Below are 25,472 nucleotides of genomic sequence, written 5' to 3'. Positions count from 1 at the left end.
GTAACGACCCACGGTTCTGACAGATCGTTTCTGCCCGTAGCCGGACCGGTTCTGCGGACCCCTGACCGCATGTGACGTTCCGTGAGAAGACCGGGGGTGTCGGAAGTGATGCCCGCTTTCGCCCGCCTCACTCTTCTGGGGCAGACAAACAGGGCGTAGTACGACAAATTCACACAGGCTGGGTGGCGGTGTCCCGCGAACCGCTCCCGGAGGTCCGACGTGCCGCGACTCTTCCCGCGCCCCCGACTGCGCAGCACCGCGGCCATGGCCACCACCCTGTCGGCGCTCGTCGCGACCTCCCTGTTCAGCGGCCCCTCGGTCGCCGAACCCTTCGCGACCGCCCCCTGCGCCCTGAAGCGCACCGCCGCCCACCACTCCGAGGGCCTCGACACCTGGAACACCGCCTACCCGCGCCCCGCCCGTTCCCTCGACGCCGTGATGGTCTTCCTGTCCTTCCCGGACCGGGTCCCGACCGTCTCCCCGGCCGAACTGGCCGCCGACCACTTCCCCGCCACCAGCCGCTTCTTCCGGCAGGCGTCCTACGGCCGGTTCACCCTGCGCGCCCACCCGCTGAAGCGCTGGATCCGGATGCCGAAGCCGTCCACCGCCTACGCCATACAGCGCGACTGGAGCCCCGGACACCGGGCCGCCTATCTGCGCGACGCGCTCGCCGCCGCCGACCCCCGCGTGGACTTCTCCCGCTACGACATCGTCTACTTCGTCGCCGACCCGGACGCGCCCGGCGTCGACTCGGACGCCACGAAGGTCGTCAACCTGGACGTCCCGCTGCGCGCCGACGGCACGGACATCCGGCGGGTCGTCACCGTCTTCGAGAAGCATCCGCCGGACCGGCTGGTCCTCGCCCACGAGACCGGGCACGTCTTCGACCTGCCCGACCTGTACCGGCGCCCGGCCGACGGCAAGGGCGACTGGGACACCCATGTCGGTGACTGGGATCTGATGGGCAGTCAGTTCGGGCTGGCGCCGGACCTGTTCGGCTGGCACAAGTGGAAGCTGGGCTGGCTGGAACCCCGCCAGGTGGTGTGCGTGGGCGGTCCCGGTCCGGCCCGGCTGACCCTGGAGCCGCTGGGCGCGGGGCCGGGCGTGCCGGTCACCCGGGCCTCCGGCTCGCCCGCCTTCGGTCTCGGCCACGGCACCAAGCTGGCCGTGGTCCGCACGGGCCCGCGCAGTGTGCTGGCCTTCGAGGCGCGTGAGCCCGTGGGCAACGACCGGCAGGTCTGCCGGGCCGGCATCCTCGTCTACCGGGTCAGCAGCGACGCCCAGTCCGGCCGGGGTCCGGTGGAGGTCGTCGACGCCCACCCCCGCACGGAGGCGTGCTGGGAGTCGTCCGTCTACCCGCCCCTCGCGGACGCCCCGGTCGGGGTGGGGGAGACCTTCACGATCCCCGGCGCGGGCGGCGTCCGGGTGGAGGTGCAGAGCCGTACGGCGGCGGGGGCGTGGACGGTACGGATCACGCCGGCGCACGTGTGAGTGAGGGCGTGCGACAGGTGCGCGGGCATGCGAAAGGCCCCTCGCTTCCACGAGGGGCCTTTCGCTGTCTGTGCGCCGCCAGGGACTCGAACCCCGGACCCGCTGATTAAGAGTCAGCTGCTCTAACCAACTGAGCTAGCGGCGCCTGCTGACGTCGTAGACCTTAGCATCCTGATCCTGGGGAGGAAAAATCGAAATACGCACCGCCGCGCGGGCCGCCCGGACGGCCGCCCAGAGCAGGATCTCGGGGCCCGGCAGCCAGGGCTGGCGGGTGTCCGGGGCGACCAGCCAGCGGGTGCCCGACAGGGCGGGGGCGGCGGGGCAGGTGGGGGAGACCGGCGGGGCGGCGTCGCGCACCGAGGGCACGGTCACCGCGTCGCCGGTGCCGTGGCACAGCAATGGCGGGATCGCGCCCTTGCGGTCGTACTCCTCCCAGCGCAGCAGCGACGGCAGCCGCTGGGCGGTGCCCGGCGCGGCGAACAGCAGGGTCCGGCCGCGGAACACCGCCACCGGCCCGGAACCCGGCCCGTCGCCCCACAGCCGGTCCAGCATCAGCCGCCCGAACACCGCCGGCACGCTGACGACGTCGAAGACGGAACCGCACGGCAGCACCACCGGGGCGTCCGGCCGCTCGTCCCACAGGGCGAGGGTGCTGCGCGGGTAGGTTCCGGCGGAGGCCAGCCAGGCGGCCCCGTCCGCGGTCACACAAGCGCTGCTCATGACCGACAGGTGTACCGGGGGTGAGCACCCGGCTTCCGAGAGTTGCGCAAAGCCGGGACAGGGGGGAGGGGGAGCGGGTATCTTGCCCGCCCGGCATATGCCAGACGGGGCTGCGCGGCTCGCGCGCGCGACGGATGGTGCCTCTCGGGTCGCGGCCTCACGGATCGCGGGCCCCACGGGTCGTGGCCCCACAGATCGCGGCCCCACGGGACGTGGCCCCCACAGGACGTGGCCCCCTGGATCGTGCCCGACGGATGGTGCCTCTCGGGTCGTGACCTCATGGGTCGTGGCCCCACGGATCGCGGCCCCCACGGGACGTGGCCCACGGATCGTGGCCCCACAGGATCGTGCCCCACGGTCCGGTGGTCTACAGGGGGTCGAGATGCCCCCGGCTCTCGGCGTCGCCGCGCAGCAGGTCCCGGCCGAACTCGACCATCTTCTTCGCGTAGTCCTCGGTCCACTCGGCCCGCTCGGCGATGTCCGCGGGCGTCAGCCGGTCGAAGCGGCGCGGATCGGCGAGCTGCGCCGCCGCCATCGCCTGGAACTCCACCGCCCGGTCGGCGGCCGCCCGGAACGCCACCGTCAGCTCCGTCGCGCGCGTCAGCAGCGCGCCGGGGTCGTCTATCGACTCCAGGTCGAAGAAGTGCTCCGGATCACCGGCCGCCTCCGCCGGCTCGAAGAGCAGGGGCGCGGGGCGTAGCCGCGGTTCGTGCCGACGCGGCGTGGGCTCCGCCATGTCTTCTCCTCCTCGTGCGCTGCGAATGCGGACCACCTTCCATTGTCCCCCGGCCCCGCAAGAGGCCCTCGGCTCCACGTTCTGTCGGTGGGGCTTCCGGGGCCCGCTCGTCCAAGGCTTCCCAGGGCCCCCGCCACTCAAGGCTTTCAGGCCACGCGATGTTCCCCGGGGAGCGTGACGAGGTGGTGCGCGCCCGCGCACGGGCCGCTCGACAGGGCGGGTCAAGGCGGCTCGCCGCGCAGTTTTTGTGCAGGTATTGAAGGGGTGTGGGCGTCGCGCCGCCGCTATTTGAGTGACCTGTGTCACCTCTTGCAACTGCACGCGAAATTGCGCCTTCCCGCAAATTTTCGTTGAACCGTCTACGAATCAGCGGATCGCCAGCTTGTGCGGGGTGGCGCGGCGGCGTGCGAGGTGGCGATCCATGGCGTTACGCGACTGCAAATCCGTCGAGAAGTGCGCCGGACGCCATCGGGCGAGGGTCCTTGAAAACTCGTGGCCGGAGGGCTGCACGATCGGGCGTTCCGGTCCGCTTATCTGTTTCTCAGAGCAATCACGCTCAGGCGCGCGACCCACGCCGAACGGGGGGCGGACGTGGTCAACGGCGCCGCTGAAGAAGGAGGAAGGACCACCGGTTCTGTGAACGACGACGTAGGCAGCTCCACGCCCGCGCCCGCCCCCGGCACCGTGGCACGGCCCCTCGTGCCCGGAGGGCGCTCGGGCACCCTGGTTCACCACGGTCCCCCGTCCACCGCGTCCTCGGCCGGCGGCCGGGAGGCCGACGCGGAGAAGGCGATGGCCGAACTCATCGACTCCATGCCGCCGGAGTTCTGGCAGTTCCACGCGCGCTACGCCCGGGCGTACTACGCGTACACGCTGATCCACCTCGGCGACGAGGCCGTCAGCCGCTACCTGGTCGACATGACCTTCGTCTACCTCGCCATGGACTGGCGCCATGTGGCCCCCCGTCCTGACCACTACGCCTGGTCGCTGCTGAAGGACCGGGTGGCCGCCGAACTGGAGGAGCGGGGCCGCACACCGGCCGCGACGGAGACGCTGGCCTTCAGCCGCGCCGTCCAGGCCGCCGCGGCTCCGTTCCTGGCCTCGTTCCGTGAACGCTTCCGCGCGGCCTACGGATGCCGGGACGGCGAACTCGCGGACGAAATAGAGCTGTTCGAGCACATGGCACGGCTCAGCGAGCGCCACTTCGACGTCCTCGTGCTCCAGAAGGCGCTGGGGTTCAGCACCAGGGACACGGCTCTGATCATGGGCGTCAGTCCGGCGACGGTCCGCTCGACCCGCCGCAACGCCAAGGAGCGGCTGGCGGCCGCCATGGGATGCCGGCTCGACCCCGACCCCGACCCCGACGCCGACCCCGACGACTAGAAGACCACGCGAAGACGACCCGAAGGAGAGCACCATGACTCGCTCCCCGCGCACCATCGACGACATCCTCGACCGTGCCCGTGTCCTCCAGGGCCCGTACACCCGCGCGGACCTGGAAGCCGCGCGGGAGACGGTGGCCCGCAGGGTCAACGAGCTGCGCTGGGAGCGTGCCCTGGACGACACGGCGGTGCCGTCCACCCGGTCGGCGGTCCGGCACGAACGGGCGATGACCGACCTGCGTCTGCTGGCCCGCGCCGTCATCCGCGACCCGGGGGCCGTCGGCCGGGTCACGGCGTTCGACGACCACCGCGAACCCGACGGCGCGCTGGCCTTCGCCTGCCTGCTCTATGTCGCCGAGCCGGACGGCGGCGCCCAGTTCTGGTGGGAGTACGCGGCCGGGGCGGGCAGTGTCACCGGCGCGCTGTGCCTGTATCTGATGCACCTCAGCCGCAGCGAGCTGCGGGACGCCAGGCACTGGGCGCATCAGATAGGCGATCTCCGCGACCTGGGCTGGGACGGCTATATGCCGGTCGACCATCGGGCGGAACGGGTGGACGCCGACCCGCTGTTGGGCACGGCCGTCCGCTACGTCCTGCCGCCCGGGCGGGCGGTGCCGGAGGCGGCGGTACGGGACGCGGTGGGCCGGCTGGCGGCGGAGGACGCCGGGCTGGGACCCGTACGGCAGCCCACCGCCGATCTCGCCGGGCGCTGGTGCGACCTGGCGTCGGTATGAGGCGGTTCGACGCGTACGCGCGGCGACGGTACGCGCGTACCTGGACAAGGAGTTCGCTTGCACTTCCCTTTTGACGGTGACGGACGGTCGGCTCCCCTCGGCGCGGACGGTGTGACAGCCCGCGCCGCGCACGCCGCGCTCCTCGAACTGGACGCCCTGAGGCGGGAGACGGCCCGAGGGCAGGAACCCGCCCCGGACCTGCCGCCTTCGGGTGTCCCCCGCCAGACCGAGTACTGGGTCGGCAAGGCCGTCCGGGCGAGGCGTCGTCTCACCGATGCCGTGGCGAAGAACCTGCGCGCGGTGTCCAACGTCGCCGGCCGGCCGGTGACCGTGCTCGGCGCCGACGGCTGCCTGGACGAACGCATGCTGGCCTTCCGGGCCCGCGTCGCCCGGGACGAGCCGGTCGTGTCCGTCTCCGACAGCGGATGCCTGCGCCGCTGGCTGTCCACCACCGACGGCAACGCCGCGTCACTGTCGATCATCACGTACGTCCCGGGCCGGCCGCTTTACGCCGCCGTCGTCACCGCAGGTGCCGCGCTGCTGTCGGACTGCTCCGGCTCCTGGCGCCTGACCCTCGCCGACGGCTGGCAGGCGATGACCGGAGAACCCCTGGTCGCCGATCCCGACCCCGACCACATCGTCCTGCCGCAAGCCCTGGAGCATCTCGCACCCGGGCTGAGCAGGCACTACGCGGAACCCATCTTTCCCCGTGACACCAGCTCCGCCATCGCCCGGGCCGTCCTCGGCGGTGCTGTGCCCGTCGCCGTCCACTTCACCGAACACGTCCTCAACTCGGCGATACTTCCCGTCGCCGTCGGTCATGGCATGGCCGTCCGCGTCGACAGCGGCAGGCTCATCGAGAAGCCCTGGGACGCCAGCCGTCACCTCTACCAAGCCCTCACCGGCGAGATCCCCTTCGGTGAGGAACACGTCATCGCCCGCGACATGTGGGCCATCAAGCGCGCCACGCGCGTCCTGGCCCGCGAACGACACCTGGCGGCGCGGACGCATCCGCTCGACGCGCCCTTCGACACCGCCTACGAGGACGACCTCTTCGGCTTCGACTTCGACGACTTCGGTGACGACGTCTGACCGTCGCGCCGCCCTCCCACCCCGCCTCCGCAAGGACAGTGCAGTGACCGACCACCTCAACCTCGTCACCGACGAGCCGGCTCCGACCACCGGATGGCGCTTCAGCGTCGTCCCGCCCAAGGACGTGTGGACCACCTGGTACCGCACCGCGAAAACCGTCCGCCGCCCCGCCGGCAGCCTCGCCCTGCCGGCCATCGCCACCACCGCCACCCTGCACTTCACCCACACCCTGCACCGGGGCGACAGCCTCATGGCCCTCGGACTGACCGCCCTCACCGTCGGCTACGACGCCGTCATCGCCGTCTGCCGCACCCGCCAGAAGACCGCCGACCAACAGCACCCCGCCGTACCCGACGGCACCCGCCAGGCGGCCTGAGTCAGGGGCTCCACCGCACCCGATGCTCCCCGAGGTGTGCCAGCACCGCGTGGCTCGCCTCCCAGCCGTCCGGGGCTGTATTCGTCGGCCGCCTCCGGCGGCGTGCCGGACGCCGTCCGGCGGGGAGGGCGGTGGAGGGGCTGCGGCTGGATCGCCGGGGGCGGCCACGTTGGGGTGGGGTGCGCGGCGCGCGTCGGTCGCCGGGGAGGTCAGGGGCTCCACCGCACCCGATGTTCCCCGAGGTGCGCCAGCACCGCGTGGTTCGCCTCCCAGCCGTCGGGGAACTTCACCAGCGTTCCCAGTTGGACCGGTTCCGTGGACGGGTAGTCGTCGAGGAGGTCGCCGACGCCCGCCCGGCAGACCACCACGCACGCGTGCCGGTGGCGGGAGGCCAGGACGCACAGGCGGCCGGTCTCCAGGTGGAAGGCGGTGGCGTCCGGGCGGCCGGAGAGCGGGTGGAGGACGACCGTGACGTCGAACTCCATGCCCTGGAGCCGGTTCGCGGTGTCCACGGTCACGTCCGTCACCCCCAGCTCGGCCAGCGCGGCGCGCACCGCCGCCGCCTGGTCGCGGTGGGCGGTGCCGACGGCCACCCGGTCCGCGGTCAGCGGGCTCGGGTCCGGTGAGCGCTCCGACGTCGCCGCGCCGCCCCGGTCGAGGAGCCGCCGTACGACGACGGCCACCGCCCGGACCGCCTCCGGGTCGGTGCGGGGCGTGTGCCGCGCGGGCAGCTCCAGCAGGCCCCAGCCGGACTCCGCCGCCTCGTCGATCACCCGGTCGGGACCGGAGCCGTCCGAGGGCACGGCGAAGGAGAGCCGGCGGTCGCCGTGCCCGGTGCCGCTGCGGAACGGCGTGTACGGGTAGAAGGCGTCCGAGACCAGCGGCGCCGCCGACGCCGGGAGCCGCCAGGACACCGGCAGCCGGTGCTGCGGCAGTTCGGGGTTGTGGGCCAGCAGGGTCGTCACCGCCGAGGCCGACGGGTCGTACGACAGGCCCGCCCACTGCTCGCTGCCCACGATCGCGAACGGGTCGAGCTGCCCCGGGTCGCCCACGAACAGCGCCCGCTCGAACAGCCCGGCCACCGCCAGCAGCCCGTCCGAGCGCATCTGGTACGCCTCGTCCACGATCGCGTGCCGCCACGGCTCGTCGACCTTCACATGCGCCCACTTGGCCGCCGTGGAGATGACGACCGGCAGCCCGGCGAGATCGGCGGCCTTCGCCGACTTGCGGACGTTGTCCAGCGCGTCGAGCGCCTTGTCGTAGGGGTCGGCGTCACTGCTGTGCAGCCGGCCCACCGGCAGCCCGGGGCTCTTCTCGGCGAGCCGCAGCACCAGGTCGTCCACCTGCGCGTTGGTCTGCGCGACCACCATCAACGGGCGCCCCACGTCGGCGAGTTCCAGCGCCGCGCGGACCACGAGCGTGGACTTGCCGGCCCCGGGCGGGGAGTCCACGACCACCCCGCGCGCGGTGCCGTGCAGGGTGTCCCGCAGGATCGCGTCCGTCGCGCGTCCGGCGGCGGTACCGGGGTCGAGGACGGCCCCGGCCCCCGCCGCGCCTCCCTCGACGCCTTCCTCGACGGCTTCCTCGATGGTCACAGGACGTCCTCCTGGGTGACGGAGTCGGGGGCCTCGGGGGCCCGCTCCCCGGGCGGACCGCCGTGCGTCCACGGCGTCTCCTCCGGGTCCGGCAGCTTCGCGCCGCCGCGCTGCTCGTGCTCGAACAGCGTGAAACAGAGCCGGTCGCCCTTCTCGGGCACCGACCCCGGCTCGGGCTCCTTGCCGCGGCCCATCTTGTCCACGATCCGCAGCACCAGCAGATCCTCGGCGGGCCGCTCCACGAACTCCGCCGCCTGCGGCTTCCCGCCCAGCGACCGGAACACCTTCGCCCGCTCGGCGAGATGCGGCCGGTCGTCCGTGCGGACGGTCACCAGTGGGCGCGGACTGGGCCGCTTCCCCTCGCTGTACGCCATCACGACGTCGACGACCTCGCCCGCGAACGCCTCCCCGGCGAGCCGCCGCCCCGCCATCACCAGCGGGTCGTCCAGCGCCTCCTGCGCCTCGAGCCGGGCCTGCTCCCGCTCGCGCGTGGCCAGTTTGTTCGCGGCGGTCACCGCGTCGTCCCGGCGCGGCTGCGGGGGCTCGCCGGCCACGACCCGGTCCCGGTGGCCGGTGAACGACCAGCGGTCACGGGTCCACCGCTCCTCGACATGCGCCCCCTCGGGCAGCGCCCGCAGCAGGTCGAGGCCCTCCCACACCCGCTCCCAGGTGGGCAGCGTGCGGCTGCGCACCAGCTCGTGGATCTCCCGCTCGGCGCCGGTCAGCGCGCCCAGCCGGTCGTCGGCCTCCAGGCCGTCCTCCGCGGCGGCGAGGGCGGTCCGCGCGCGGTCGTAGCGCTCGATGGCCGGGGCGAGCAGCTTGTTGTCGAACGCCGGGTCGGTGGCCGGGCCGGCCGGCGGGCACAGCAACTGCCCGCCCGCGTCCCGCGCCAGCTCCGCGCGCAGGGCCGCCTCGGCGCCCGTCGTACCGTCCGGCGGGGCGATCCAGGCGAGCAGCGCGCCCAGATGCTGGTCCTCCAGGCCGGACTGCCCGGTCGCCCAGTGCCGGCCGAGCACGTCGGTGAGCGCGAGGAGCAGCGACGAGCCGGGCACCCGCGCCCGCTCCCCGAAGTGCGTCAGCCACCGGCCGAGCAGCGGCACGCGCGGGGGCGCGGGGTACGGGGTCTCCGGGTCCTGCTCCGCCGTACGCCGGAAGCGCATCGAGCGGCCGAGGAGGCGGATGTACTCGACGCCCGCGCGGCTCGGCACGACGAGCTGCGGCGCGTCGGAGCACAGCTCGACCTCGACCTTGACGCGCTTGCCGGTCTCGGGGTCGGTGTCGGTGCGCTCGGCGGCCTCCACACCGTCCGCGTAGGAGTCGATGTACGGCAGCACCACGTCGGCCAGTTCGGCCAGGAACGCGAACCTGAGGTCGCGGTCGCGCGGCTGCGGCACGGCCAGCAGCCGCGGCGCGTCCCGGTCGGTGCCGACGAGCGCGCCGAGCGGGGCGCCCGCCTCACCGGCGGTGGTCAGCGGCACGAAGACCAGCGGCCGGTCGGAGAGGTGCCGGTGCCGGACGGTGGCGGCGGGCTGGGCGCGGCCGGTGGTCAGGGCCTCGAGACGGGCGAGGGAGGCGATCAGGGACACATCGCCCCCAGTGCCTCGGCGCGCAGCCGGGCGGCCCGGCGCAGGGCGGCGACGGCCGGGTCCTCGGGGTCCCCGGCCTCGCCGCGCGCGGCCGCCAGGACGTCGTCGACCCGGCTCAGCCCGCCCAGGTCGGCGCGGACGGACCGGCCCAGGCTGGTCACCGCGCCGGCCGCGCGGGCCCGGTCCCGGCAGTGGAACGCCAGCTCGCACGCGGCCAGGCACTCCGGCGCGTACGTCGCCGGGACGGCCTCGACGGCCGCCGTGAGCTGCTCGGCGGGCAGTTCGGGGGAGAAGCAGATCCCTTCGGGGAGCGCGTCGGCGATGTCCTGGACGCGGGTGAGCCGGGCGAGCTGGCGGCTGGTGACCGCGCGCTGCTTGCGCACGTCCACGGCGGACGCCGTCGGCAGGTTGGAGAAGTCCTTGGGGCAGACCAGCAGCACCCGGTGGCGGACCTTCGGCGCGGGGTCGAGCCGGGCGGCGACCTCCTCCAGGGCCAGCACGTAGACGGCGGCCTGCCGGGCGGCGGCGCCGACCTTCGCGGGGTCCGCCGAGCCGTCCAGCATCGGGAAGGACTTGATCTCCACGACGGTCCAGGTGCCGTCCGGGTGCACCACCACGGCGTCCGGCTCCAGGAAGGCGGGGGAGCCGGCCACCTCCAGCGCGAGCATCGGGTGGTCGAGCAGGGTCCAGGTGCCGCGCGCGGGACCGGTGGCCTCGCGCAGTGCCAGCGCCGTCCGCGCGGTACGGCCCTCGGGGCCGGACGCGGTGAGGTCGGGGACGCTCGCGGAGGCCGGGGGCTCAGCCCCCGGGTCCAGCCGTTCGTGCACCAGGCGGAGCAGTTCGGCACCGCCGTCCGCCTTCACCTTCGCCTCGAAGGCGTTGCCGCGCGTGAGGGCGAACTGGGACTGCCCGAAGGCCGACGGGGAGCCCAGCGCCCCGGCCAGCGCCGCCTTGTTCACCCCGGCGCCGTCGAGCAGGGCGCGGCGCTTGCAGCCCGGGTTCGCGGCGAGCGCCGCGAGGGCCCGGGCGTCCAGCGCCTTCGCCGGGACGTCGGGGCCGCGCAGCTCAGCGAGCCGCTGCCGGAGCGCCGTCCCCCGCGTCCGAGGGGGAGGCACCGGGTTCGGTTCCGGACCCGAACCCTGAGTCGCGCTGCCGTGGAATTCGCTCACCCGTGGAAGTCTGGCATCCGCCACTGACAATCGAGGCGGATGCGCCCAGGGAGTCCGCCGGGACCGGCGGTACGGCGACGGCACCGGCGGTCGTGGAGCGGGCCGCGAAGGCCGCCTTGACCCGGTCGGCCGCGCGCATCACGAGCGGGGCCAGCAGCAGGCCGACGCCCATCACGGCCGCGCCCGCGGCCGCGTCGAGGAAGTAGTGGTTGGCGGTGCCCATCACCACGATCGTCGTCACCAGCGGGTACACGATCGCGGCGGTCTTCGCCAGCCGGGTGCCGCCGTGCCGCCACAGGATCACACCGCACCACAGCGCCCAGCCCACGTGCAGACTCGGCATCGCCGCGTACTGGTTGGTCATGCCGCCCATCCCGCGCGGGGCGCTCGCCTCGCCGCCCCACCAGCCGTACGAGCTGTACTGGGCCATCGTGTCCACGAAGCCGTGGCTCTCGGCCAGCAGCCGGGGCGGGCAGGTCGGCAGCAGGGTGAAGCCGATCAGACCTATGAAGGTCGACGTCATCAGCCAGGTGCGGGCCGCCCGGTATATCTCCGCGCGCGAGCGGAACAGCCAGACCAGGATCGCCGGGGTGACCACGTAGTGCAGCGAGGCGTACCAGAAGTCGGCCGGGACGCCGAGCCACGCCTCGCGTGTGAACAGGCGGTTCAGCGGATGCTCGGCGTTGAGGTACAGCGCCTTCTCGAAGCGCAGGATCGCCAGGCCGTGGTCGACGGCGGTCGTCACGTCGCCCCGCGCCAGCAGCCGGCCCGCCGAGTAGCAGGCGTACACCAGCAGGATCAACGGCAGCTCGGTCCACCAGCGCAGCCGGGTGCGTGGGGCCGCCTCGGTGCCCGGTGTCTCGGTCTGCGGCAATCCGATCGCCTCCCCCTTCATGTCGCGCGGCGCGCGGAACGAGCCACTTTACGTCGTACGAACGCGCCCGGTCCGAGCGCCCCCGGCACTCAAAGACGCTCAGATCGCCCCCCGGGTTGCCCCCTCCCAGGGTGCGCGATGATGGAGGGGTCCCGCCCCCGATTTCTCCCCGATCCCTCTCGGGGTCGTCCCGGAAAGGTCCCCCATGGCACCGCGCATCCTGCTGGCCCGGCACGGACAGACGGAGTGGTCGCTGTCCGGCAAGCACACCGGCAGGACCGACGTGCCGCTCCTGGAGGAGGGCCGCCGGGGAGCGAAACTGCTCGGCGAACGGCTGCACCGGGCGCCGTTCGACGGCCTGGACGACGTCGAGATACGCACCAGCCCGCTGGCACGCGCGCGGGAGACGTGCGAGCTGGCGGGCTTCGGTGAGCGCGCCGACACCTGGGACACGCTCATGGAGTGGGACTACGGCGCCTACGAGGGCATGACCCCCGCCGAGATCCAGGCGGTCCGGCCGGGCTGGCTGATCTGGCGCGACGGCGTCCCCGAGGGCGAGTCCCTCGCCGAGGTCACCGCCCGCGCGGACGAGGTCGTGGCCTGGGCGCGGTCCGCCGACCGGGACGTGCTGGTCTTCGCCCACGGGCACATCCTCAGGTCGATCGGGGCGCGGTGGCTGGGACTGCCGCTGGACTTCGCGGCCCGGATCCGGCTGAACCCGACCTCGCTGTCCGTCCTGGGCTGGGCGTACGGCGAGCCGGCCGTCGAGAGCTGGAACGACCTGGGACACCTCGCGGGCTGACCGCCGGGCCGGCTCCTCCGGGCCACGAGGGGGCTACGCGCTGCGCGGCGCCGGTACCTGCTGCCGTTCCCCGGGTGCCGAGGCGTGCCGCTCCAGGAAGGCCGACACCCCGCTCGCCCGCCGGTGCGGCGCCAGCACGCGTGCGGTGCCGTCCAGCATCCCCTGCACCCGTGACGACTGGACCTGGTCCAACAGGTCCAGCACCCGCAGCCCCGCCGTCGCCGCCTCGTCGGGGCGCCCCCCGCGCGCGAGGTCGTCCGCCAGCTCGGCCGTGTAGAGCGCGATGTTCCGGGTGAAGTGCGGGTCCTGGAGTCCGGCCGCCCGGCTCGCGTGCCGTGCCGCCCGCCCCCAGTCGCCCAGCGTCGACCAGCACTGCGCCTCCAGGCCCTCCAGCTCGGCCTCGCCGTAGAAGCTCATCCACTCGGGGTCGTCGTCGCGGGGGCCCTGTCCGAAGAGGGCCTGGGCGCGGATCAGGGCCTGTTCGCAGCCGGCCCGGTCGGCGAGCCCGGCCCAGCCGCCCGCCTCGCGCAGCGCCAGCAGGGACATCAGCCGGGGTGAGCCGAGGGGGCGCGCGACGCGTTGCGCGGCCTGCGCGGCGCGCACCGCCTCACGGGGGCGCCCGGCGTCGCGCGCGAGGAACGCCGTGTTGCAGAAGGCGTGCGCCTCCAGCGCCTGGTCGCCGGTCATCCGGGCGGTGGCGAGGGCCTCGGCGTAGTGCGAGCGCGCGTCCTCGAAGCGGCCCGAGTCATGGGCCAGCCAGCCCACGGAGATCGCCAGCTCCCCGGCGCCGGAGTGCAGCCGTTCGGCGGTGGCCTGCCGGGTCGCCCCGGCGTCCAGCAGCGCGTACGCGGCCCGCAGGGGTGCGGCCGCCCGCCGGTAGAGGCCGTCGGCGCCGTGCCGGTCGTCCAGCAGCCGGATCCTGCGGACCGCCTCCTCCAGGGCGCTCGCCTCCCGGGCCCCGACCGGGCGGACCCGGCGCTCCGCCGCGACGGCGTCGGCGGTGAACCCCAGCGGGCCCAGCGAGACGGCGGCCACGGCGGCGCCTCCGCCCGTCATGAATGCGCGACGCAGCACGTCGCTCTCCTCGTCGTTGTGGTGCGTGTCGTACGGGTTCTGCGTGTCATACGGCTCGTACGCCCCGCGCGTCTCACCCGCCCCACGCGTCTCACCCGTGAGGTGCGCGGGGCTCGTGGTGTGCGCACCGGGCGTGACCTCCGGGGCGCGCGCCCCGCGTCCGCGTACGGAGGAGCGGGGCGCGAAGCCCAGATCGGTGAGCGTGCGGCCGGGGAACATGTGCAGGAACACCCGCTCGTACGCGTAGTTGGGACAGCGGATCTCGCCCGCCTCGACCCGCCCGATGTAGCGCGCGTCACAGCTCACCCGCTCGCCGATCTCGCGCGCGGCCCGCCGCACGAGCGCGGCGAACTCGGCCGGCGAGCGCTGTCCGCGCAGGTGCCGGAAGGCGAGGTTGGGTCGGGATGGCCGGTTGGGCCGGGGTGGGGTCACCGTCGACGACGCCATGGCCGGGTCCTCTCGTGCGAACCGTCGAACCATGCCGGGATCGGGGCGGGTCGACCGATTTTCGACGTGATCACCCTGATGTCCGGCGGGCAAGAACGTACCTGCTGCGATTGGGCCGCCATGCGGTGTTTGGCTACAAACCGGATATCTCATCCGGGATCTGCCATGAACTGCCATCCTTTGCGGCGGACTTCCGCCGTAGCCGTTGACGGCGTGACGCGTTGAATGCTGTGGACGACAGGCGGGCTGCGCGGTGGAGGCCGGGATGGAGACCAGCCAGAGCAACGATTTCTGTACGTCGTCGGTGACGGCGTGCGACCTCGTGACGGTGCCGACCCGGCAGGGTCTGGAGGCGGTCGACATCCTGCGGCGGGGGGACGGGGAGGTGGTGGGGCCCGTTCTGCACGACGACGGCGACGACACGCTCGCGTTCCTCGTGCCGCCCGGCACCGCGGCCGCCTGGGACGTGCCCGGCAGCGTCTGCACCGAGACCGACGGCCAGGGACTGAGACTCGCCCCCGAGCCGGTGGCGGGCTCGGACTGGCTGGTGCCGCCCGGCGAGGCGGACCTCGCGACGGACCCCGCGGTCCTGCGCCGCGCCCTCGGGGAGGCGGCCCGTCTGATCGAGGCGGCGGACAGTTGCCGGTGACGCCCGCCCGGTGCTGAGCCGCCGGTGACGCGGGTCCCCCATGGATCGGCGCCGCCCGTGCGCCCTCCCCGGCCTGCGACCATGGACGTATGGGAAAGTCCAGGAGCAGCAGCCGGCGTGAGCGGGACCGTGAGCGGGACGCCGCGGCCGCCGCCCCCGAGGCCGTCGACGGCGGGTCGGCGCGGTTCGTGCCCGATCCGGACCGGGCGCGGGCCTGGACACTGCTCATCGACGACGCGCCGCAGTCGCACGTCGACCTCGACGACCCGGCCCATCTCTCCTTCGAGTACCAGCGCCGCCTCGGTCATGTCATCGACCTCACCGCACCGCCCGGCCGCCCCCTGCACGTCGTGCACCTCGGCGGCGGCGCCTTCACCCTGGCCCGCTACGTCGCCGCCACCCGGCCCCGCTCCACCCAGCAGGTCGTCGAGCGGGACGCCGCGCTCGTGCGGCTCGTGCGCGAACGGCTGCCGCTGGACCCCGGCGCGCGGATCCGGGTGCGCTCCCTCGACGCGCGGGAGGGGCTCGGCAAGATCCCGGACGGCTGGGCCGACCTCGTCATATCCGATGTGTTCAGCGGCGCCCGCACCCCCGCCCACCTCACCTCCGTCGAGTTCCTCGACGAGGTCCGCAGAACCCTGAAGCCGGGCGGCACTTACGCCGCCAACCTCGCGGACGGCCCACCGCTCGCACATCTGCGCGGCCAGATCGCCACCGCCGCCGCCCGGTTCGCCGAACTGGCACTGGTCGCCGACCCGACGGTGCTCCGGGGGAAACGGTTCGGCAACGCGGTCCTCGTCGCCTCCGACCTGCCGCTGCCGGTCGCGGAACTGACCCGCAGGGCCGCCTCCGACCCGCACCCCGGCCGCGTCGAACACGGCCGGGCGCTCACCGACTTCACCGGCGGGGCGGTACCGGTGACGGACGCGTCGGCGGTCGCTTCCCCGGCGCCACCGCCGTCGGTGTTCCGCTGAGACCCCAGCGTCTCGCCGCCCCGGTCAGTACGTGCCCACCTCGACCCGGGGCGGGCCGTCGTGCCAGGTGCAGAAGACCGACACCCGGTCCGCTCCCGAGGCGAACTCCACCCGGATCCATGCCTCCGTCTTCCACACCTGCATCGACCAGCCCGCGCCCGGCGTCGCCGAGACGAGCGTCGCGTAGGTCTTCCGGAGGTCGAAGACGACCCGGCCGCCGTCGGTGTCGTAGCTCTTGACCGTCCCGGAGGAGGCGGCGGGGGAGGAGGGCGCGGTGCTCGGCGAGGACGACGTGGAGGCGTCGGGGGTGCGGCTCGGGGCCGGGGCCGTCGCGGACGGGACGCGCGAGGGGCCGGGGGAGGGAGACGTCACGCTGTTCCCGGAGGGCAGCGGCCGGGAGTCCTGCGAGGTCGCGGTCGCCTCCGCCGCCGTCAGCGGAAGGGCGCGCGGAGGATCGTAGGCGGTGCCCGCCATCACGGTGTGGACACCCCACCACGACAGCGTGACCGCCGCGCCCGTGGCGAGCAGCCAGGCCAGTACGTGTACGAGTCCTCTGCGCATCGCGGGCCATCTTGCCCCACCCGCCCCACGGGTGTCGCCCACCGGGTCACCGGTTGTCCACAAGACGGGAGTTGTCCACAGGCCCCGACCGGGCTCGTCGGCATGGCGTACGGTGCGGCGCATGGCAAGTGTGCTCGTGGTCGAGGACGACCAGTTCGTACGCTCGGCGCTCATCCGGCATCTGACCGACGCCTCGCACACCGTGCGCAGCGTCGGGACAGCCCTGGAGGCGCTGCGCGAGGTCGCCCATTTCCGTTTCGACGTGGTCGTCCTGGACCTCGGACTGCCCGACCTGGACGGCTCCGAGGCGTTGAAGATGCTGCGCAGCATCACCGACGTCCCGGTCATCATCGCGACCGCGCGCGACGACGAGACGGAGATCGTCCGCCTGCTCAACGCGGGCGCGGACGACTACCTGACCAAGCCGTTCTCGGTGGAGCACCTGTCGGCGAGGATGGCGGCCGTGCTCCGCCGCTCCCGCTCCGCCGCCGGCGAGGCCCCGCCCTCCTCGGTCATCCGGGTCGGCGGTCTGACGGTCGATCCGCTGCGCCGTCAGGCCGAGCTGGACGGCGCCCGACTCGACCTGACCCGGCGCGAGTTCGACCTCCTGGCGTTCCTCGCCGGCCGGCCCGGGGTGGTCGTGCCGCGCCGGGAACTGCTGGCCGAGGTGTGGCAGCAGTCCTACGGCGACGACCAGACCATCGACGTCCATCTGTCCTGGCTGCGCCGGAAACTGGGCGAGACGGCGGCCCGGCCGCGCTATCTGCACACCCTGCGGGGTGTCGGCGTGAAGCTGGAGCCGCCGGCGGAAGCGGGGTGGGCGGGATGAGATGGGCCCTGGTCAAGGTCTGCCTGGCGGTCACCGCGATGGTCGTGGTCGCCTTCGCGGTGCCGCTCGGTCTGGTCATCAAGGAGATGGCCCGCGACCGCGCGTTCTCCAACGCCGAGCGGGAGGCGGCGGTCGTGGTCCCGGCGCTGTCCATCACCACCGACCGCGAGCAGTTGGAGCGGGTCGTGGCCTCGGCCGGCTCGGACGACGGGATGGCGGTGCACATCCCGGCGGGTGACGGCCGGGGCGCCGTCGACCTCGGCCGGCAGCGCGCCGCCGACGCCGACATCGCCGCCGTACGGAAGCTGGGCCGGGCCTCCACGGCCGAGGTGCCCGGCGGGTCCGCGCTGCTCCAGCCGGTCGCGCTCAGCCTCGGCACGGTCGTGATCGAGGTGTTCGTCCCCGAGTCCGCCGTGAGCAACGGCGTGGCCACGGCCTGGGCCGTACTCGCGGCCGTCGGGGCGGGCCTGGTGGTCGGCTCGGTCGCGGTCGCCGACCGGCTGGGGGTGCGGATGGTCCAGCCGGCCCAGCGCCTGGTCGAGGGCGCGCACGAACTGGGGGAGGGCAAGCTCGGGGCGCGGGTGCCGGAGGAGGGGCCGAACGAACTGCGGCTGGCGGCCGTGGCGTTCAACTCGATGGCCGACCAGGTGGTCCAGCTCCTGGCGAACGAACGGGAGCTGGCGGCGGACCTGTCCCACCGGCTGCGCACCCCGCTGACCGTGCTCCGGCTGAACGCGGCCTCGCTCGGCGACTCCCCGGCCGCCGAGCAGACCAGGACCGCGGTCGCCCAGTTGGAGCGCGAGGTCGACACCATCATCCGTACGGCCCGGGAGGCCAAGCCGCAGACGGCGGCGGCCGGACCCGGCGCCGGGTGCGACGCGGCCGAGGTGGTCCGGGAGCGGATGGCGTTCTGGTCGGCGCTCGCGGAGGACGAGGGCCGCAAGGTGCGTCTGGCCGGGGTGGACCGTCCGGTGCGCATACCCGTGGCCCGCGCCGATCTGGCCGCCGCGCTGGACGCCCTGCTCGGCAATGTCTTCCGGCACACCCCGGAGGGCACCGCCTTCGCGGTCGACGTGCACAACGGCGACGACGCGGTGATCGTCCTGGTGTCCGACGCGGGTCCCGGCATCCCCGACCCCGAGACGGCGATGGCGCGCGGCCGGGGTTCGGGCGCCGCCGGCTCGACAGGGCTGGGCCTGGACATCGTGCGCCGCCTCGCCGAGTCCACCGGCGGTGACGTCCGGATCGGCTCGTCGGTCCTCGGCGGCACGGAGATACGCCTGTGGCTCCAGCTCGACGGCCGCGAGCCGGTCCGCAGGGGGCACCGGGGTGCGATGCGCAGACGGAGACGGGCGGCGGCGGCCGGGTGAGCCGGGGGAGCCGGGTAGGCCGGGTGGGCCGGGGGACGGCGATTCTGACACCGGGCGGCTTTCGATCAATCCCGATCGCTGTCGTTCGAACTCGGTCCGTCACGATCGTTTAACCGTCCCCGATGTGCTCCTTAAGCGCGCCCTAAGGCCGTCGACGGCCGTCCCTGTCGGGCGATTTGCCGGGTTCGGGATCGCTAGCGTGCTGCCGCGTCCCACCCCGTGAACAGTGAAGGCAGGCAGCCCATGAGTACGCACCGGCGCAGGGTCAGTGGTCGGAACAAGGTGATCGGCGGGGCGGTCGCCGCGGCGGTGGTCGGCGGCGCGGTCGTCCTCGTGACCGGGACCGCGCAGGCGGCCGGGGTCGGGGCGGCGTACACCAGGACGAGCGACTGGTCGACCGGGTACACCGCGCAGTACGTCGTCACCAACAACAGCGGTGCGACCAAGGGCGATTGGAAGCTGGAGTTCGATCTGCCGGCCGGGGCGAAGCTCGGCTCTCTCTGGAACGCCGGGTCGAAGGTCAGCGGACAGCACATCACCGTGGGCCCGCCGTCCTGGGACACCGACGGGCTCGCCGCCGGGGAGTCGGTCACCGTCGGGTTCGTCGTCAACGGCACGGCGGATCCGGTCGGTTGCCGGATCGACGGCACGTCGTGTTCGGCGGACGGCGGCGCCACGCCCGAGCCCAGCGGCAGGCCGACGACGGCACCCTCCCCGAGCGCGAGCCCCAGTGCCAGCGCCAGCGCCAGCGCCAGTCCGAGTGTGAGCGCGAGCCCGAGCACCGGCGCGAGCCCCAGTTCCGGCGGGACCCCCACCGGCGGCACCGGCACGACCGCCTCCGCCGGCTTCGCGCCGTTCGTCGACACCTCCCTCTACCCGGCCTTCGACCTGCTCGCGCACACGGCGGCGACCGGCGTGAAGGAGTACAACCTCGCCTTCGTCACCGACGGCGGCGGCTGCACACCGAAGTGGGGCGGGGTCACCGACCTCGCGAGCGACGGCGTCGCCTCCCAGATCGGCGCGCTGCGCGCCAAGGGCGGTGACGTCCGGGTCTCCTTCGGCGGCGCGGCCGGCTCCGAACTGGCCACCACCTGCTCCTCGGTGGACGCGCTGACGGCGGCGTACACCAAGGTCGTGGACGCCTACGGGCTGACCAAGGTCGACTTCGACGTCGAGGGCGGCGCGCTGCCGAACGCCGCGGCGAACACCCGCCGCGCCCAGGCCATCGCCCGGCTCCAGCGCAGCCACCCCGGCCTCGACGTCTCCTACACCCTCCCGGTGATGCCCGAGGGGCTGACCCAGGACGGCGTGAGCCTGCTCGCCGACGCGAAGGCCAACGGCGTGGGGATCGCCACCGTCAACATCATGGCGATGGACTACGGCCCGGCGTACAGCGGGGACATGGGCACGTACGCGGAGCAGGCCGCCACCGCGACGCAGGCGCAGGTCAAGAGCGTGCTCGGGCTGAGCGAGAGCGCGGCGTGGAAGACCGTCGCGGTGACCCCGATGATCGGCGTGAACGACGTCGTCACCGAGATATTCACGGTCGAGGACGCCACCCAGCTCGTCGCGTTCGCCAAGGCCAAGGGGCTCGGCTGGCTGTCGATGTGGTCGGTCACCCGGGACAAGCAGTGCCCGGGCGGCACCAAGAACCAGGCCGACGCCACGTGCAGCTCGATCCTCCAGAGCGACTCCGCCTTCGCGAAGGCGTTCGCCGCCTACAAGTGACGTGACAAGGGCGCCTCTTGGCGTGACGAGGCGCTCTTGTCGTGGCCGGGCCGGACTCCTAACCTGCTCCTCCTGCACGCGTCTTCCGGCGGCGAGGGGGAACGGCGTTGGCCACGGCACCGTCCAGGGAAGAGATCCTCAAGGCCGTCGAACGGCACATCGCCCGGCGCGGCGGTGGCGTCCACGTCACCGCGGCCGGTGCGGCGGACTTCTCCTGGCAGTCGCTGTTCGACTGCCAGGTCCTGCGGTCGATCGAGCGCCGGGAGGAGACGTCCCGCAAGGACAAGGGACGGCGCGCAGGCCCGGCGCGGCTGCCGACCTACACCGACCTCGACGCGTACACCGTCCCGCCGCCCGCGCACCCGGGGCTTGCGAAGCGGTACGAACTCGTCCGTGAGGGCTCGCTGGACGAGCTGGAATGCCCGGACTGCGAGGACGGCAGGAAGGACTGCGGCACCTGCGAGGGGCGCGGCGGCCGGGACTGCCCCCGCCATGTCGAGTGCGCGGTCTGCCACGGCGGCCCCGACACCTGCTGGGAGTGCGACGGCACCGGGCATCCGCGCAGCCGCCGGGCCCGTGCCGCCGCCGCGTCCCGCCCGGACGCGGCGGAGGTGGAGCGGGCCACCTGCACACGGTGCCGGCGCCCGGACGTGGCCTGTCCGAACTGTCTCGGCCGGCGGCAGACCACCTGCCCGGCCTGCTCGGGGACCGGTCTGGCCCCCTGCGCGGACTGCAAGGGCGCGCGGCGGGTGCGGGACGAGGCGTGCGGCGGCACCGGCCGCTTCACCGTGTGGACCCAGGGCGTCATCACCCACACACCCGACCGGGAGGAGACGAAGGTGTCCGCGCCGGCCTTCCTCCGGGTCCGCACCGACCAGTGGAACCACCGCACGCTGTGCGACGTCGGCGCGGAACTCCCCGACTTCCTCGACGACGAGCACCGCAAGCTGGCCGCGCCGCTGCTCGCGGTGAAGGACGGCGAGATCCTGCGACGCGTCACGCTCCGCCATCTGCCCCTCGCCCGGGTGGCCCTGCGCGCCGATCCCGACCGGGTGTACTACGCCTACCCAGGGCCCGGCGGGATCGTGGTCCACCGCCGCCCGAGCAAGGAGCGTGTGACCGCTCTGGTCTGGGCCGCGCTGACTGTAGTTGCATTGGTCACCGTGGTGGCCCTGACGGTCCTGCGGTGACGAGCCACAAGGGGGAGCAATGATCGAACTCGCCGACATGATCCGCGAGTTGAGAACCCAACTGAGCACGGCCCTGGCGGACGGCGAGGGCGAGGCGCTCCGCTTCGAACTCGGCCCGGTCGAGATCGAGGCGTCCGTCGCGGTGACCCGCGAGGCGGGGGCCGACGCGAAGGTACGCCTCTGGGTGATCGACGCGGGCGCCTCCGGCCGGTACGGCCACGCGGAGACCCAGCGGATCACCCTCACCCTGACCCCCAGAACGGCAACGGCCCCGTCCGGCACGGTCCTGATCACGGGCGAGGAGTCCCCGACGGAACGCTGACCTCCGTCAGCTCCGGAGGCCGCCGCGCTTGACCGCGCGGAGGAGGTGTGCGAGGGCGTGGGGTGTGGTGGCGGTCGTGTCGCGGGGGTGGTCGCTCTCACGGAGGTGGACGAGAGACGAGCCCGACGCGGCCAGCTCGACGCAGTTGCCCTTGCCGCCGCCGCTGAACGAGGACTTCTGCCAGGTGAGTCGGGGCATTCGAGGGTCCTCTCGGAGGGTGGTTCAGGTCCGGAGACCGCCGCCCTTGAGCGCGTGGAGGAGAAGCGCGAGGGCACGAGGTGTGGTGGTGGTCGTGTCGTGGGGGTGGTCGCTCTCGCGGAGGTGGATGAGGGACGGGGCGGATATGGCGACCTCCACGCACTCGCCCTCGCCGCCCGTGCTGAACGATGACTTCTGCCAGGCGAGTTGAGGCACGACCGGGTCCTTTCAGAGGGTGTACATCACATGCTGGATGAGGCTCAGGGAGTCGCGTGACGCATGGGACTCGGGTGAGGACTCCGGGTCCACGGGTGCCAGCGCCAGCTCCGCGAGCCGCTCGAACATCTTGGCGTACTCGTCCAGTTGGACTCCATCCCACAGGAACTGCGAGTCCGTGGGGTGCTCCAGGTAGACCGTGTCGAGGTCGGGGACTCCGGTGCCGAAGAGGACGAACGACCGGCTGTGGGCGGCGTAGATGCCTGCCTCGAACGGGTAGATCTGCACGGTCACATGGTGCTGCCGGGACACCTCCATCAGCCGCAGGAGTTGCTTCCGCATGATCTCGGGGCTTCCCACCCGGGTGTGGAGCGCCGCTTCGTGGATGATCGCGTGGTACGTCACGGGTGAGCCGCCGGTCAGTACGCGCTGGCGGCCCAGGCGGAAATCCGCGTAGCGGTCGGCGCGTTCAGGATCGGGCTCGGTCGCGGCGAGGACGGCTCGGGCGTACTCCCTGGTCTGAAGCATGCCGGGGATCACCAGGGGATTGTGGGTGCGCAGCACGGTCGAGCGGGATTCCAGTTCGGCCAGGTCCCGGCCCGCCGGGCCGATGGTGTCGCTGAACCCGTTCCACCAGCCGCGTCCGCTCTCGTGGGCCATGTCCATCAGGCTGTCGAAGTACGCGCCCTCGGGGCACTGGTAGGCGCGGAGCAGCTTGTAGAGGCCGTTGCGCGGGACGTCGACGCGTCCGCGCTCGATGTGACTGATCCGCGTGCGCTCGGCGCCGATCAGGCCGGCGGCTGTGTCACCCGACATCCCGGCCCGGACACGCAGTTTGCGCAGCTCCGCGCCCAGACGCCGCTGGCGCTCGCTGGGGCTCGTCCTCGGTGGCATGTGGTCCTTCCCTGTGGCCGGTGCGCAGTGTGCCGGGACCTCGGCGCGGGCGTCCACCGGCTTGCGACGGTGTCACCCGTGAGGGGGGAAGTGGCCGTACACGGTTGTAACTCTCCCACGCGTGGCCCTACTTTCGGCGACAGGTCGCCCCCCCTCGACACAGGAGCCCCCATGGAAGACCCACCCCGCGTCTCCCTCACCTTCCCGCCCCACCCCGTCTGGGTCCGCGCCGCCCGGGAGGCCGTTCGTACACTCCTCGTCGCCTCCCCGCGGCCCGAACTCGCCGACAGCGCCGTCCTCCTCACCTCGGAGGCCGTGACCAACGCGATCAACGCCTGTGCCGACAAGGGCTGCACCACCCCCGTCACTCTCCACGCCGGATGGACCGACCCCCACCGCCGTCTCCGTGTCCTCGTCCACGACCAGGCCCCGGGCCTGCCCGCCCTCCGCACCGCGACGCCCGACGAGGAGCACGGCCGCGGCATGCACCTGATCTCCACCGGCTCCGCCGCCTGGGGCATCTGCACCCACGGCCCGTCCGGGGGCAAGGCGACCTGGTTCGAACTGGGAGAACACTGATCGACATCGACGAGGAGCTGAACGCCGCACTCCAGGAAGGCGTCGAACGCAAGAAGCGGGCCCTCGCCCTGGCGCGGCTCGCAGCCCGGGCGGACGCGGGTGACTTCCACCTGCTGCTGGACAAGGAGAACATCCTGAGGCGGCCGACCCGTGCTCTCTGGGAGAAGTCCTTGGCCGAGGACTGACCACCCCGAACCCCAAGGGGCGCGGCAGACCCCCACAGTCCGCCGCGCCCCCCTCCCATCCCCCTGCCCCGGAGCCGGGTCAGGCGGTCTCGGTGGGGTCGGGGAGGGTGCCGGTGCGGGCCGCGCGTGCGTACCAGAGGGCGCTGGACTTCGGCGTGCGGACCTGGGTCGCGTAGTCGACGTACACCGCACCGAACCGCTTCTCGTAGCCGTACGCCCACTCGAAGTTGTCCAGCAGGGACCACAGGAAGTAGCCCCGTACGTCCGCCCCGTCGGCGATCGCGCGCCGCACCGCGGAGAGGTGGCCGTGCAGATAGGCGACGCGCTCCGGGTCGTGGACGCGGCCGTCCGGGTCGGGCTTGTCGTCGTAGGCCGCGCCGTTCTCGGTGATGTAGAGCGGCAGGCCCGGCGCGTCCTTCGTGTAGCGCATGATCAGGTCGTGCAGGCCGGTCGGGTCGATCGTCCAGCCCATCTCCGTGCGCTCGCCCGGCGTCTGGTGGAAGGCGACGTCGTCCGCGCCCGGCCAGGGCGAGTGCTCGCTCGCGCCGTGACCGTCGGTGCGCGGACCCCGTACCGTCTCGTCGGCCGCCGAGACCAGCGTCGGGGTGTAGTAGTTGAGGCCCAGCGCGTCCAGCGGCTGGTGGATCGCGGTCAGGTCGCCGTCCTGGACGTACGACCAGTCGGTCAGGGACCGGGTCGCGGCGAGCAGTGTCTCGGGGTAGGCGCCGCGCAGGATCGGGCCGTGGAAGATCCCGTTGGCCAGGTCGTCGATCTTGCGGACCGCCGCCAGGTCGGCCTGCGTCGGCGAAAGGGGGCGCACCACCGACGAGTTGAGGCTGATCGCCACCGTGTTGCGGGCCGGCATCACCGAGCGCAGCGCCGACGTGCCCAGGCCGTGGGCGAGGTTGAGGTGGTGGGCGGCGCGCAGGGAGGCCACCGGGTCGGTGCGCCCGGGCGCGTGCACCCCGGACGCGTAGCCGAGGAAGGCGCTGCACCAGGGCTCGTTGAGCGTGATCCAGTTCTCCACGCGGTCGCCGAGCGCCTCCCCGACGATCTGCGCGTACTCGGCGAACCGGTACGCGGTGTCCCGCTCCGGCCAGCCGCCCGCGTCCTCCAGCTCCTGCGGAAGGTCCCAGTGGTAGAGGGTGACGGCCGGCTTGATGCCCTTCGCGAGCAGCTCGTCCACCAGACGGCGGTAGAAGTCCAGGCCCACCTGCACCGCGGGGCCGCGGCCGGTCGGCTGCACCCGCGACCAGGAGATCGAGAAGCGGTACGCCGACAGACCCAGGTCCGCCATCAGCGCCACGTCGTCGCGGTAGCGGTGGTAGTGGTCGACAGCGATGTCACCGGTCTCGCCGCCGGCCGTCTTTCCCGGCGTATGGCTGAAGGTGTCCCAGATGGAGGGCGTACGGCCGTCCTCCCGCACCGCCCCCTCGATCTGGTACGCGGAGGTCGCCGCGCCCCAGAGGAAGGCGGGAGGAAAAGCCACCGGGGTCACCGGTGCCACCGGGGTCACCGTGGTCACCGGGGCCGTGGTCACCGGGGCAGCCGTGGTCACCGGGGTGGCCGGCTGTGCGGACTCAGTCATGGAAGCGCTCCCATGGAAGGTCGTCGAGGTCCGTCGAGACCGACCGACGAGTTGGGGGGAAGAAGTGCGACGTGCGGGACGGGGGCCGGGGCGACGATGGCCCGACCCCCT

General features: G+C 73.3%; 26 protein-coding genes and 1 tRNA gene. 14 read left to right on the top strand and 13 right to left on the bottom strand.

Going from position 1 to position 25,472, the window contains the following annotated elements; genetic code table 11:
• The first annotated feature begins 219 nt into the window (after positions 1 to 219).
• Positions 220 to 1,491 carry a M6 family metalloprotease domain-containing protein gene (locus AFM16_RS14870; protein WP_078633603.1) on the top strand — a complete coding sequence of 424 codons (1,272 nt, stop codon included), beginning with the start codon at positions 220 to 222 and terminating at the stop codon, positions 1,489 to 1,491.
• 71 nt (positions 1,492 to 1,562) lie between these two features.
• On the opposite strand, the gene AFM16_RS14865 is transcribed toward AFM16_RS14870, so the two are convergent.
• The 3 genes from AFM16_RS14865 to AFM16_RS14855 all read right to left on the bottom strand — a co-directional run bounded on the left by AFM16_RS14865 (position 1,563) and on the right by AFM16_RS14855 (position 2,947).
• Positions 1,563 to 1,636, bottom strand: a tRNA-Lys gene (locus tag AFM16_RS14865).
• Positions 1,627 to 2,211: a bifunctional DNA primase/polymerase gene (locus tag AFM16_RS14860; RefSeq protein ID WP_030780052.1), complete on the bottom strand. Its 585-nt coding sequence runs from the start codon at positions 2,209 to 2,211 to the stop codon at positions 1,627 to 1,629. Before AFM16_RS14860 ends, AFM16_RS14865 begins: the two co-directional genes overlap by 10 nt.
• 367 nt (positions 2,212 to 2,578) lie before the next feature.
• On the bottom strand, positions 2,579 to 2,947 hold the full coding sequence (locus AFM16_RS14855; protein WP_030780050.1) for a DUF8844 domain-containing protein: 369 nt from the start codon (positions 2,945 to 2,947) through the stop codon (positions 2,579 to 2,581).
• A gap of 636 nt (positions 2,948 to 3,583) precedes the next feature.
• On the opposite strand from AFM16_RS14855, the gene AFM16_RS14850 reads away from it, so the two are divergent.
• The 4 genes from AFM16_RS14850 to AFM16_RS14835 are packed head-to-tail and all read left to right on the top strand — an operon-like array spanning position 3,584 to position 6,531.
• On the top strand, positions 3,584 to 4,330 hold the full coding sequence (locus tag AFM16_RS14850) for a sigma factor-like helix-turn-helix DNA-binding protein (protein ID WP_078633602.1): 747 nt from the start codon (positions 3,584 to 3,586) through the stop codon (positions 4,328 to 4,330).
• Between the two features lie 34 nt (positions 4,331 to 4,364).
• Entirely contained in the window at positions 4,365 to 5,063 is a 699-nt protein-coding gene (locus AFM16_RS14845) for a hypothetical protein (RefSeq protein ID WP_078633601.1), read from the top strand.
• 57 nt (positions 5,064 to 5,120) lie between these two features.
• Positions 5,121 to 6,155 carry a hypothetical protein gene (locus AFM16_RS14840; protein WP_143648360.1) on the top strand — a complete coding sequence of 345 codons (1,035 nt, stop codon included), beginning with the start codon at positions 5,121 to 5,123 and terminating at the stop codon, positions 6,153 to 6,155.
• 43 nt (positions 6,156 to 6,198) lie between these two features.
• On the top strand, positions 6,199 to 6,531 hold the full coding sequence (locus AFM16_RS14835; protein WP_078633599.1) for a hypothetical protein: 333 nt from the start codon (positions 6,199 to 6,201) through the stop codon (positions 6,529 to 6,531).
• A 209-nt stretch (positions 6,532 to 6,740) separates the two neighbouring features.
• Here the strand turns inward: AFM16_RS14835 and AFM16_RS14830 are convergent, their stop codons facing one another.
• From AFM16_RS14830 to AFM16_RS14815, 4 genes are read right to left on the bottom strand one after another with little or no spacing between them, the layout of a single operon-like run.
• On the bottom strand, positions 6,741 to 8,120 hold the full coding sequence (locus AFM16_RS14830) for an AAA domain-containing protein (RefSeq protein WP_078636960.1): 1,380 nt from the start codon (positions 8,118 to 8,120) through the stop codon (positions 6,741 to 6,743).
• Positions 8,121 to 8,122: 2 nt separating this feature from the next.
• On the bottom strand, positions 8,123 to 9,712 hold the full coding sequence (locus AFM16_RS14825; RefSeq protein WP_078633598.1) for a hypothetical protein: 1,590 nt from the start codon (positions 9,710 to 9,712) through the stop codon (positions 8,123 to 8,125).
• Complete coding sequence (locus tag AFM16_RS14820; protein WP_078633597.1) at positions 9,703 to 10,827, bottom strand: hypothetical protein; 1,125 nt, start codon at positions 10,825 to 10,827, stop codon at positions 9,703 to 9,705. Before AFM16_RS14820 ends, AFM16_RS14825 begins: the two co-directional genes overlap by 10 nt.
• Positions 10,778 to 11,755, bottom strand: coding sequence for a phosphatase PAP2 family protein (locus AFM16_RS14815; protein ID WP_078636959.1), 978 nt, complete (start codon positions 11,753 to 11,755; stop codon positions 10,778 to 10,780). The genes AFM16_RS14820 and AFM16_RS14815 overlap by 50 nt, the downstream gene beginning before the upstream one ends.
• 205 nt (positions 11,756 to 11,960) lie before the next feature.
• Here AFM16_RS14815 and AFM16_RS14810 point away from each other — a divergent pair, with 205 nt between their 5' ends.
• The gene (locus AFM16_RS14810) at positions 11,961 to 12,557 is read left to right on the top strand and encodes a histidine phosphatase family protein (RefSeq protein WP_078633596.1); all 597 of its coding nucleotides are present in this window, start codon (positions 11,961 to 11,963) and stop codon (positions 12,555 to 12,557) included.
• 33 nt (positions 12,558 to 12,590) lie between these two features.
• Here the strand turns inward: AFM16_RS14810 and AFM16_RS14805 are convergent, their stop codons facing one another.
• A complete protein-coding gene (locus tag AFM16_RS14805; RefSeq protein WP_078633595.1) occupies positions 12,591 to 14,078 on the bottom strand; it encodes an NsdA family TPR-like regulatory protein in 1,488 nt (495 codons plus the stop codon).
• A 265-nt stretch (positions 14,079 to 14,343) separates the two neighbouring features.
• Here AFM16_RS14805 and AFM16_RS14800 point away from each other — a divergent pair, with 265 nt between their 5' ends.
• Entirely contained in the window at positions 14,344 to 14,727 is a 384-nt protein-coding gene (locus AFM16_RS14800) for a hypothetical protein (protein ID WP_030780018.1), read from the top strand.
• A gap of 89 nt (positions 14,728 to 14,816) precedes the next feature.
• Entirely contained in the window at positions 14,817 to 15,701 is an 885-nt protein-coding gene (locus AFM16_RS14795) for a spermidine synthase (RefSeq protein WP_030780016.1), read from the top strand.
• A gap of 24 nt (positions 15,702 to 15,725) precedes the next feature.
• Here the strand turns inward: AFM16_RS14795 and AFM16_RS14790 are convergent, their stop codons facing one another.
• Complete coding sequence (locus AFM16_RS14790) at positions 15,726 to 16,262, bottom strand: hypothetical protein (protein WP_030780014.1); 537 nt, start codon at positions 16,260 to 16,262, stop codon at positions 15,726 to 15,728.
• A 121-nt stretch (positions 16,263 to 16,383) separates the two neighbouring features.
• On the opposite strand from AFM16_RS14790, the gene AFM16_RS14785 reads away from it, so the two are divergent.
• The 5 genes from AFM16_RS14785 (at position 16,384) to AFM16_RS14765 (ending at position 21,701) form a co-directional block, all read left to right on the top strand.
• Positions 16,384 to 17,091: a response regulator transcription factor gene (locus AFM16_RS14785; RefSeq protein ID WP_030780012.1), complete on the top strand. Its 708-nt coding sequence runs from the start codon at positions 16,384 to 16,386 to the stop codon at positions 17,089 to 17,091.
• The gene (locus tag AFM16_RS14780) at positions 17,088 to 18,461 is read left to right on the top strand and encodes a sensor histidine kinase (protein WP_078636958.1); all 1,374 of its coding nucleotides are present in this window, start codon (positions 17,088 to 17,090) and stop codon (positions 18,459 to 18,461) included. The genes AFM16_RS14785 and AFM16_RS14780 overlap by 4 nt, the downstream gene beginning before the upstream one ends.
• Positions 18,462 to 18,704: 243 nt before the next feature.
• Complete coding sequence (locus AFM16_RS14775) at positions 18,705 to 20,189, top strand: glycoside hydrolase family 18 protein (RefSeq protein WP_078633594.1); 1,485 nt, start codon at positions 18,705 to 18,707, stop codon at positions 20,187 to 20,189.
• A 107-nt stretch (positions 20,190 to 20,296) separates the two neighbouring features.
• Positions 20,297 to 21,379 carry a hypothetical protein gene (locus AFM16_RS14770; protein ID WP_078633593.1) on the top strand — a complete coding sequence of 361 codons (1,083 nt, stop codon included), beginning with the start codon at positions 20,297 to 20,299 and terminating at the stop codon, positions 21,377 to 21,379.
• Between the two features lie 19 nt (positions 21,380 to 21,398).
• A complete protein-coding gene (locus AFM16_RS14765) occupies positions 21,399 to 21,701 on the top strand; it encodes a trypco2 family protein (RefSeq protein ID WP_078633592.1) in 303 nt (100 codons plus the stop codon).
• Positions 21,702 to 21,707: 6 nt separating this feature from the next.
• Here the strand turns inward: AFM16_RS14765 and AFM16_RS14760 are convergent, their stop codons facing one another.
• Genes AFM16_RS14760 through AFM16_RS14750 form a run of 3 tightly spaced genes read right to left on the bottom strand, consistent with a single transcriptional unit; the run spans position 21,708 to position 23,009 of the window.
• Entirely contained in the window at positions 21,708 to 21,899 is a 192-nt protein-coding gene (locus AFM16_RS14760) for a DUF397 domain-containing protein (protein WP_078633591.1), read from the bottom strand.
• Between the two features lie 24 nt (positions 21,900 to 21,923).
• Entirely contained in the window at positions 21,924 to 22,115 is a 192-nt protein-coding gene (locus AFM16_RS14755) for a DUF397 domain-containing protein (RefSeq protein WP_078633590.1), read from the bottom strand.
• A gap of 12 nt (positions 22,116 to 22,127) precedes the next feature.
• The gene (locus tag AFM16_RS14750) at positions 22,128 to 23,009 is read right to left on the bottom strand and encodes a helix-turn-helix domain-containing protein (RefSeq protein ID WP_030779993.1); all 882 of its coding nucleotides are present in this window, start codon (positions 23,007 to 23,009) and stop codon (positions 22,128 to 22,130) included.
• Between the two features lie 171 nt (positions 23,010 to 23,180).
• Here AFM16_RS14750 and AFM16_RS14745 point away from each other — a divergent pair, with 171 nt between their 5' ends.
• Positions 23,181 to 23,588 carry an ATP-binding protein gene (locus AFM16_RS14745; RefSeq protein ID WP_030779991.1) on the top strand — a complete coding sequence of 136 codons (408 nt, stop codon included), beginning with the start codon at positions 23,181 to 23,183 and terminating at the stop codon, positions 23,586 to 23,588.
• Between the two features lie 264 nt (positions 23,589 to 23,852).
• Here AFM16_RS14745 and AFM16_RS14735 read toward each other — a convergent pair whose 3' ends face one another.
• Positions 23,853 to 25,361: a GH1 family beta-glucosidase gene (locus tag AFM16_RS14735; protein WP_370628034.1), complete on the bottom strand. Its 1,509-nt coding sequence runs from the start codon at positions 25,359 to 25,361 to the stop codon at positions 23,853 to 23,855.
• Between the last annotated feature and the right edge of the window lie 111 nt (positions 25,362 to 25,472).

This window comes from Streptomyces antibioticus, assembly GCF_002019855.1.
GTDB lineage: Bacteria > Actinomycetota > Actinomycetes > Streptomycetales > Streptomycetaceae > Streptomyces > Streptomyces antibioticus_B.
The sequence above is the reverse complement of the archived record's forward strand: the minus strand, read 5'-3'. Positions and strand labels throughout refer to the sequence as shown.

Coding starts and splice junctions, on each gene's coding strand:
- AFM16_RS14860 (WP_030780052.1), bottom strand. CDS start 2,211: ATGAGCAGCGCTTGTGTGACCGCGGACGGGGCCGCCTGGCTGGCCTCC.
- AFM16_RS14855 (WP_030780050.1), bottom strand. CDS start 2,947: ATGGCGGAGCCCACGCCGCGTCGGCACGAACCGCGGCTACGCCCCGCG.
- AFM16_RS14845 (WP_078633601.1), top strand. CDS start 4,365: ATGACTCGCTCCCCGCGCACCATCGACGACATCCTCGACCGTGCCCGT.
- AFM16_RS14810 (WP_078633596.1), top strand. CDS start 11,961: ATGGCACCGCGCATCCTGCTGGCCCGGCACGGACAGACGGAGTGGTCG.
- AFM16_RS14805 (WP_078633595.1), bottom strand. CDS start 14,078: ATGGCGTCGTCGACGGTGACCCCACCCCGGCCCAACCGGCCATCCCGA.
- AFM16_RS14800 (WP_030780018.1), top strand. CDS start 14,344: ATGGAGACCAGCCAGAGCAACGATTTCTGTACGTCGTCGGTGACGGCG.
- AFM16_RS14795 (WP_030780016.1), top strand. CDS start 14,817: ATGGGAAAGTCCAGGAGCAGCAGCCGGCGTGAGCGGGACCGTGAGCGG.
- AFM16_RS14790 (WP_030780014.1), bottom strand. CDS start 16,262: ATGCGCAGAGGACTCGTACACGTACTGGCCTGGCTGCTCGCCACGGGC.
- AFM16_RS14785 (WP_030780012.1), top strand. CDS start 16,384: ATGGCAAGTGTGCTCGTGGTCGAGGACGACCAGTTCGTACGCTCGGCG.
- AFM16_RS14780 (WP_078636958.1), top strand. CDS start 17,088: ATGAGATGGGCCCTGGTCAAGGTCTGCCTGGCGGTCACCGCGATGGTC.
- AFM16_RS14775 (WP_078633594.1), top strand. CDS start 18,705: ATGAGTACGCACCGGCGCAGGGTCAGTGGTCGGAACAAGGTGATCGGC.
- AFM16_RS14765 (WP_078633592.1), top strand. CDS start 21,399: ATGATCGAACTCGCCGACATGATCCGCGAGTTGAGAACCCAACTGAGC.
- AFM16_RS14760 (WP_078633591.1), bottom strand. CDS start 21,899: ATGCCCCGACTCACCTGGCAGAAGTCCTCGTTCAGCGGCGGCGGCAAG.
- AFM16_RS14750 (WP_030779993.1), bottom strand. CDS start 23,009: ATGCCACCGAGGACGAGCCCCAGCGAGCGCCAGCGGCGTCTGGGCGCG.
- AFM16_RS14745 (WP_030779991.1), top strand. CDS start 23,181: ATGGAAGACCCACCCCGCGTCTCCCTCACCTTCCCGCCCCACCCCGTC.
- AFM16_RS14735 (WP_370628034.1), bottom strand. CDS start 25,361: ATGACTGAGTCCGCACAGCCGGCCACCCCGGTGACCACGGCTGCCCCG.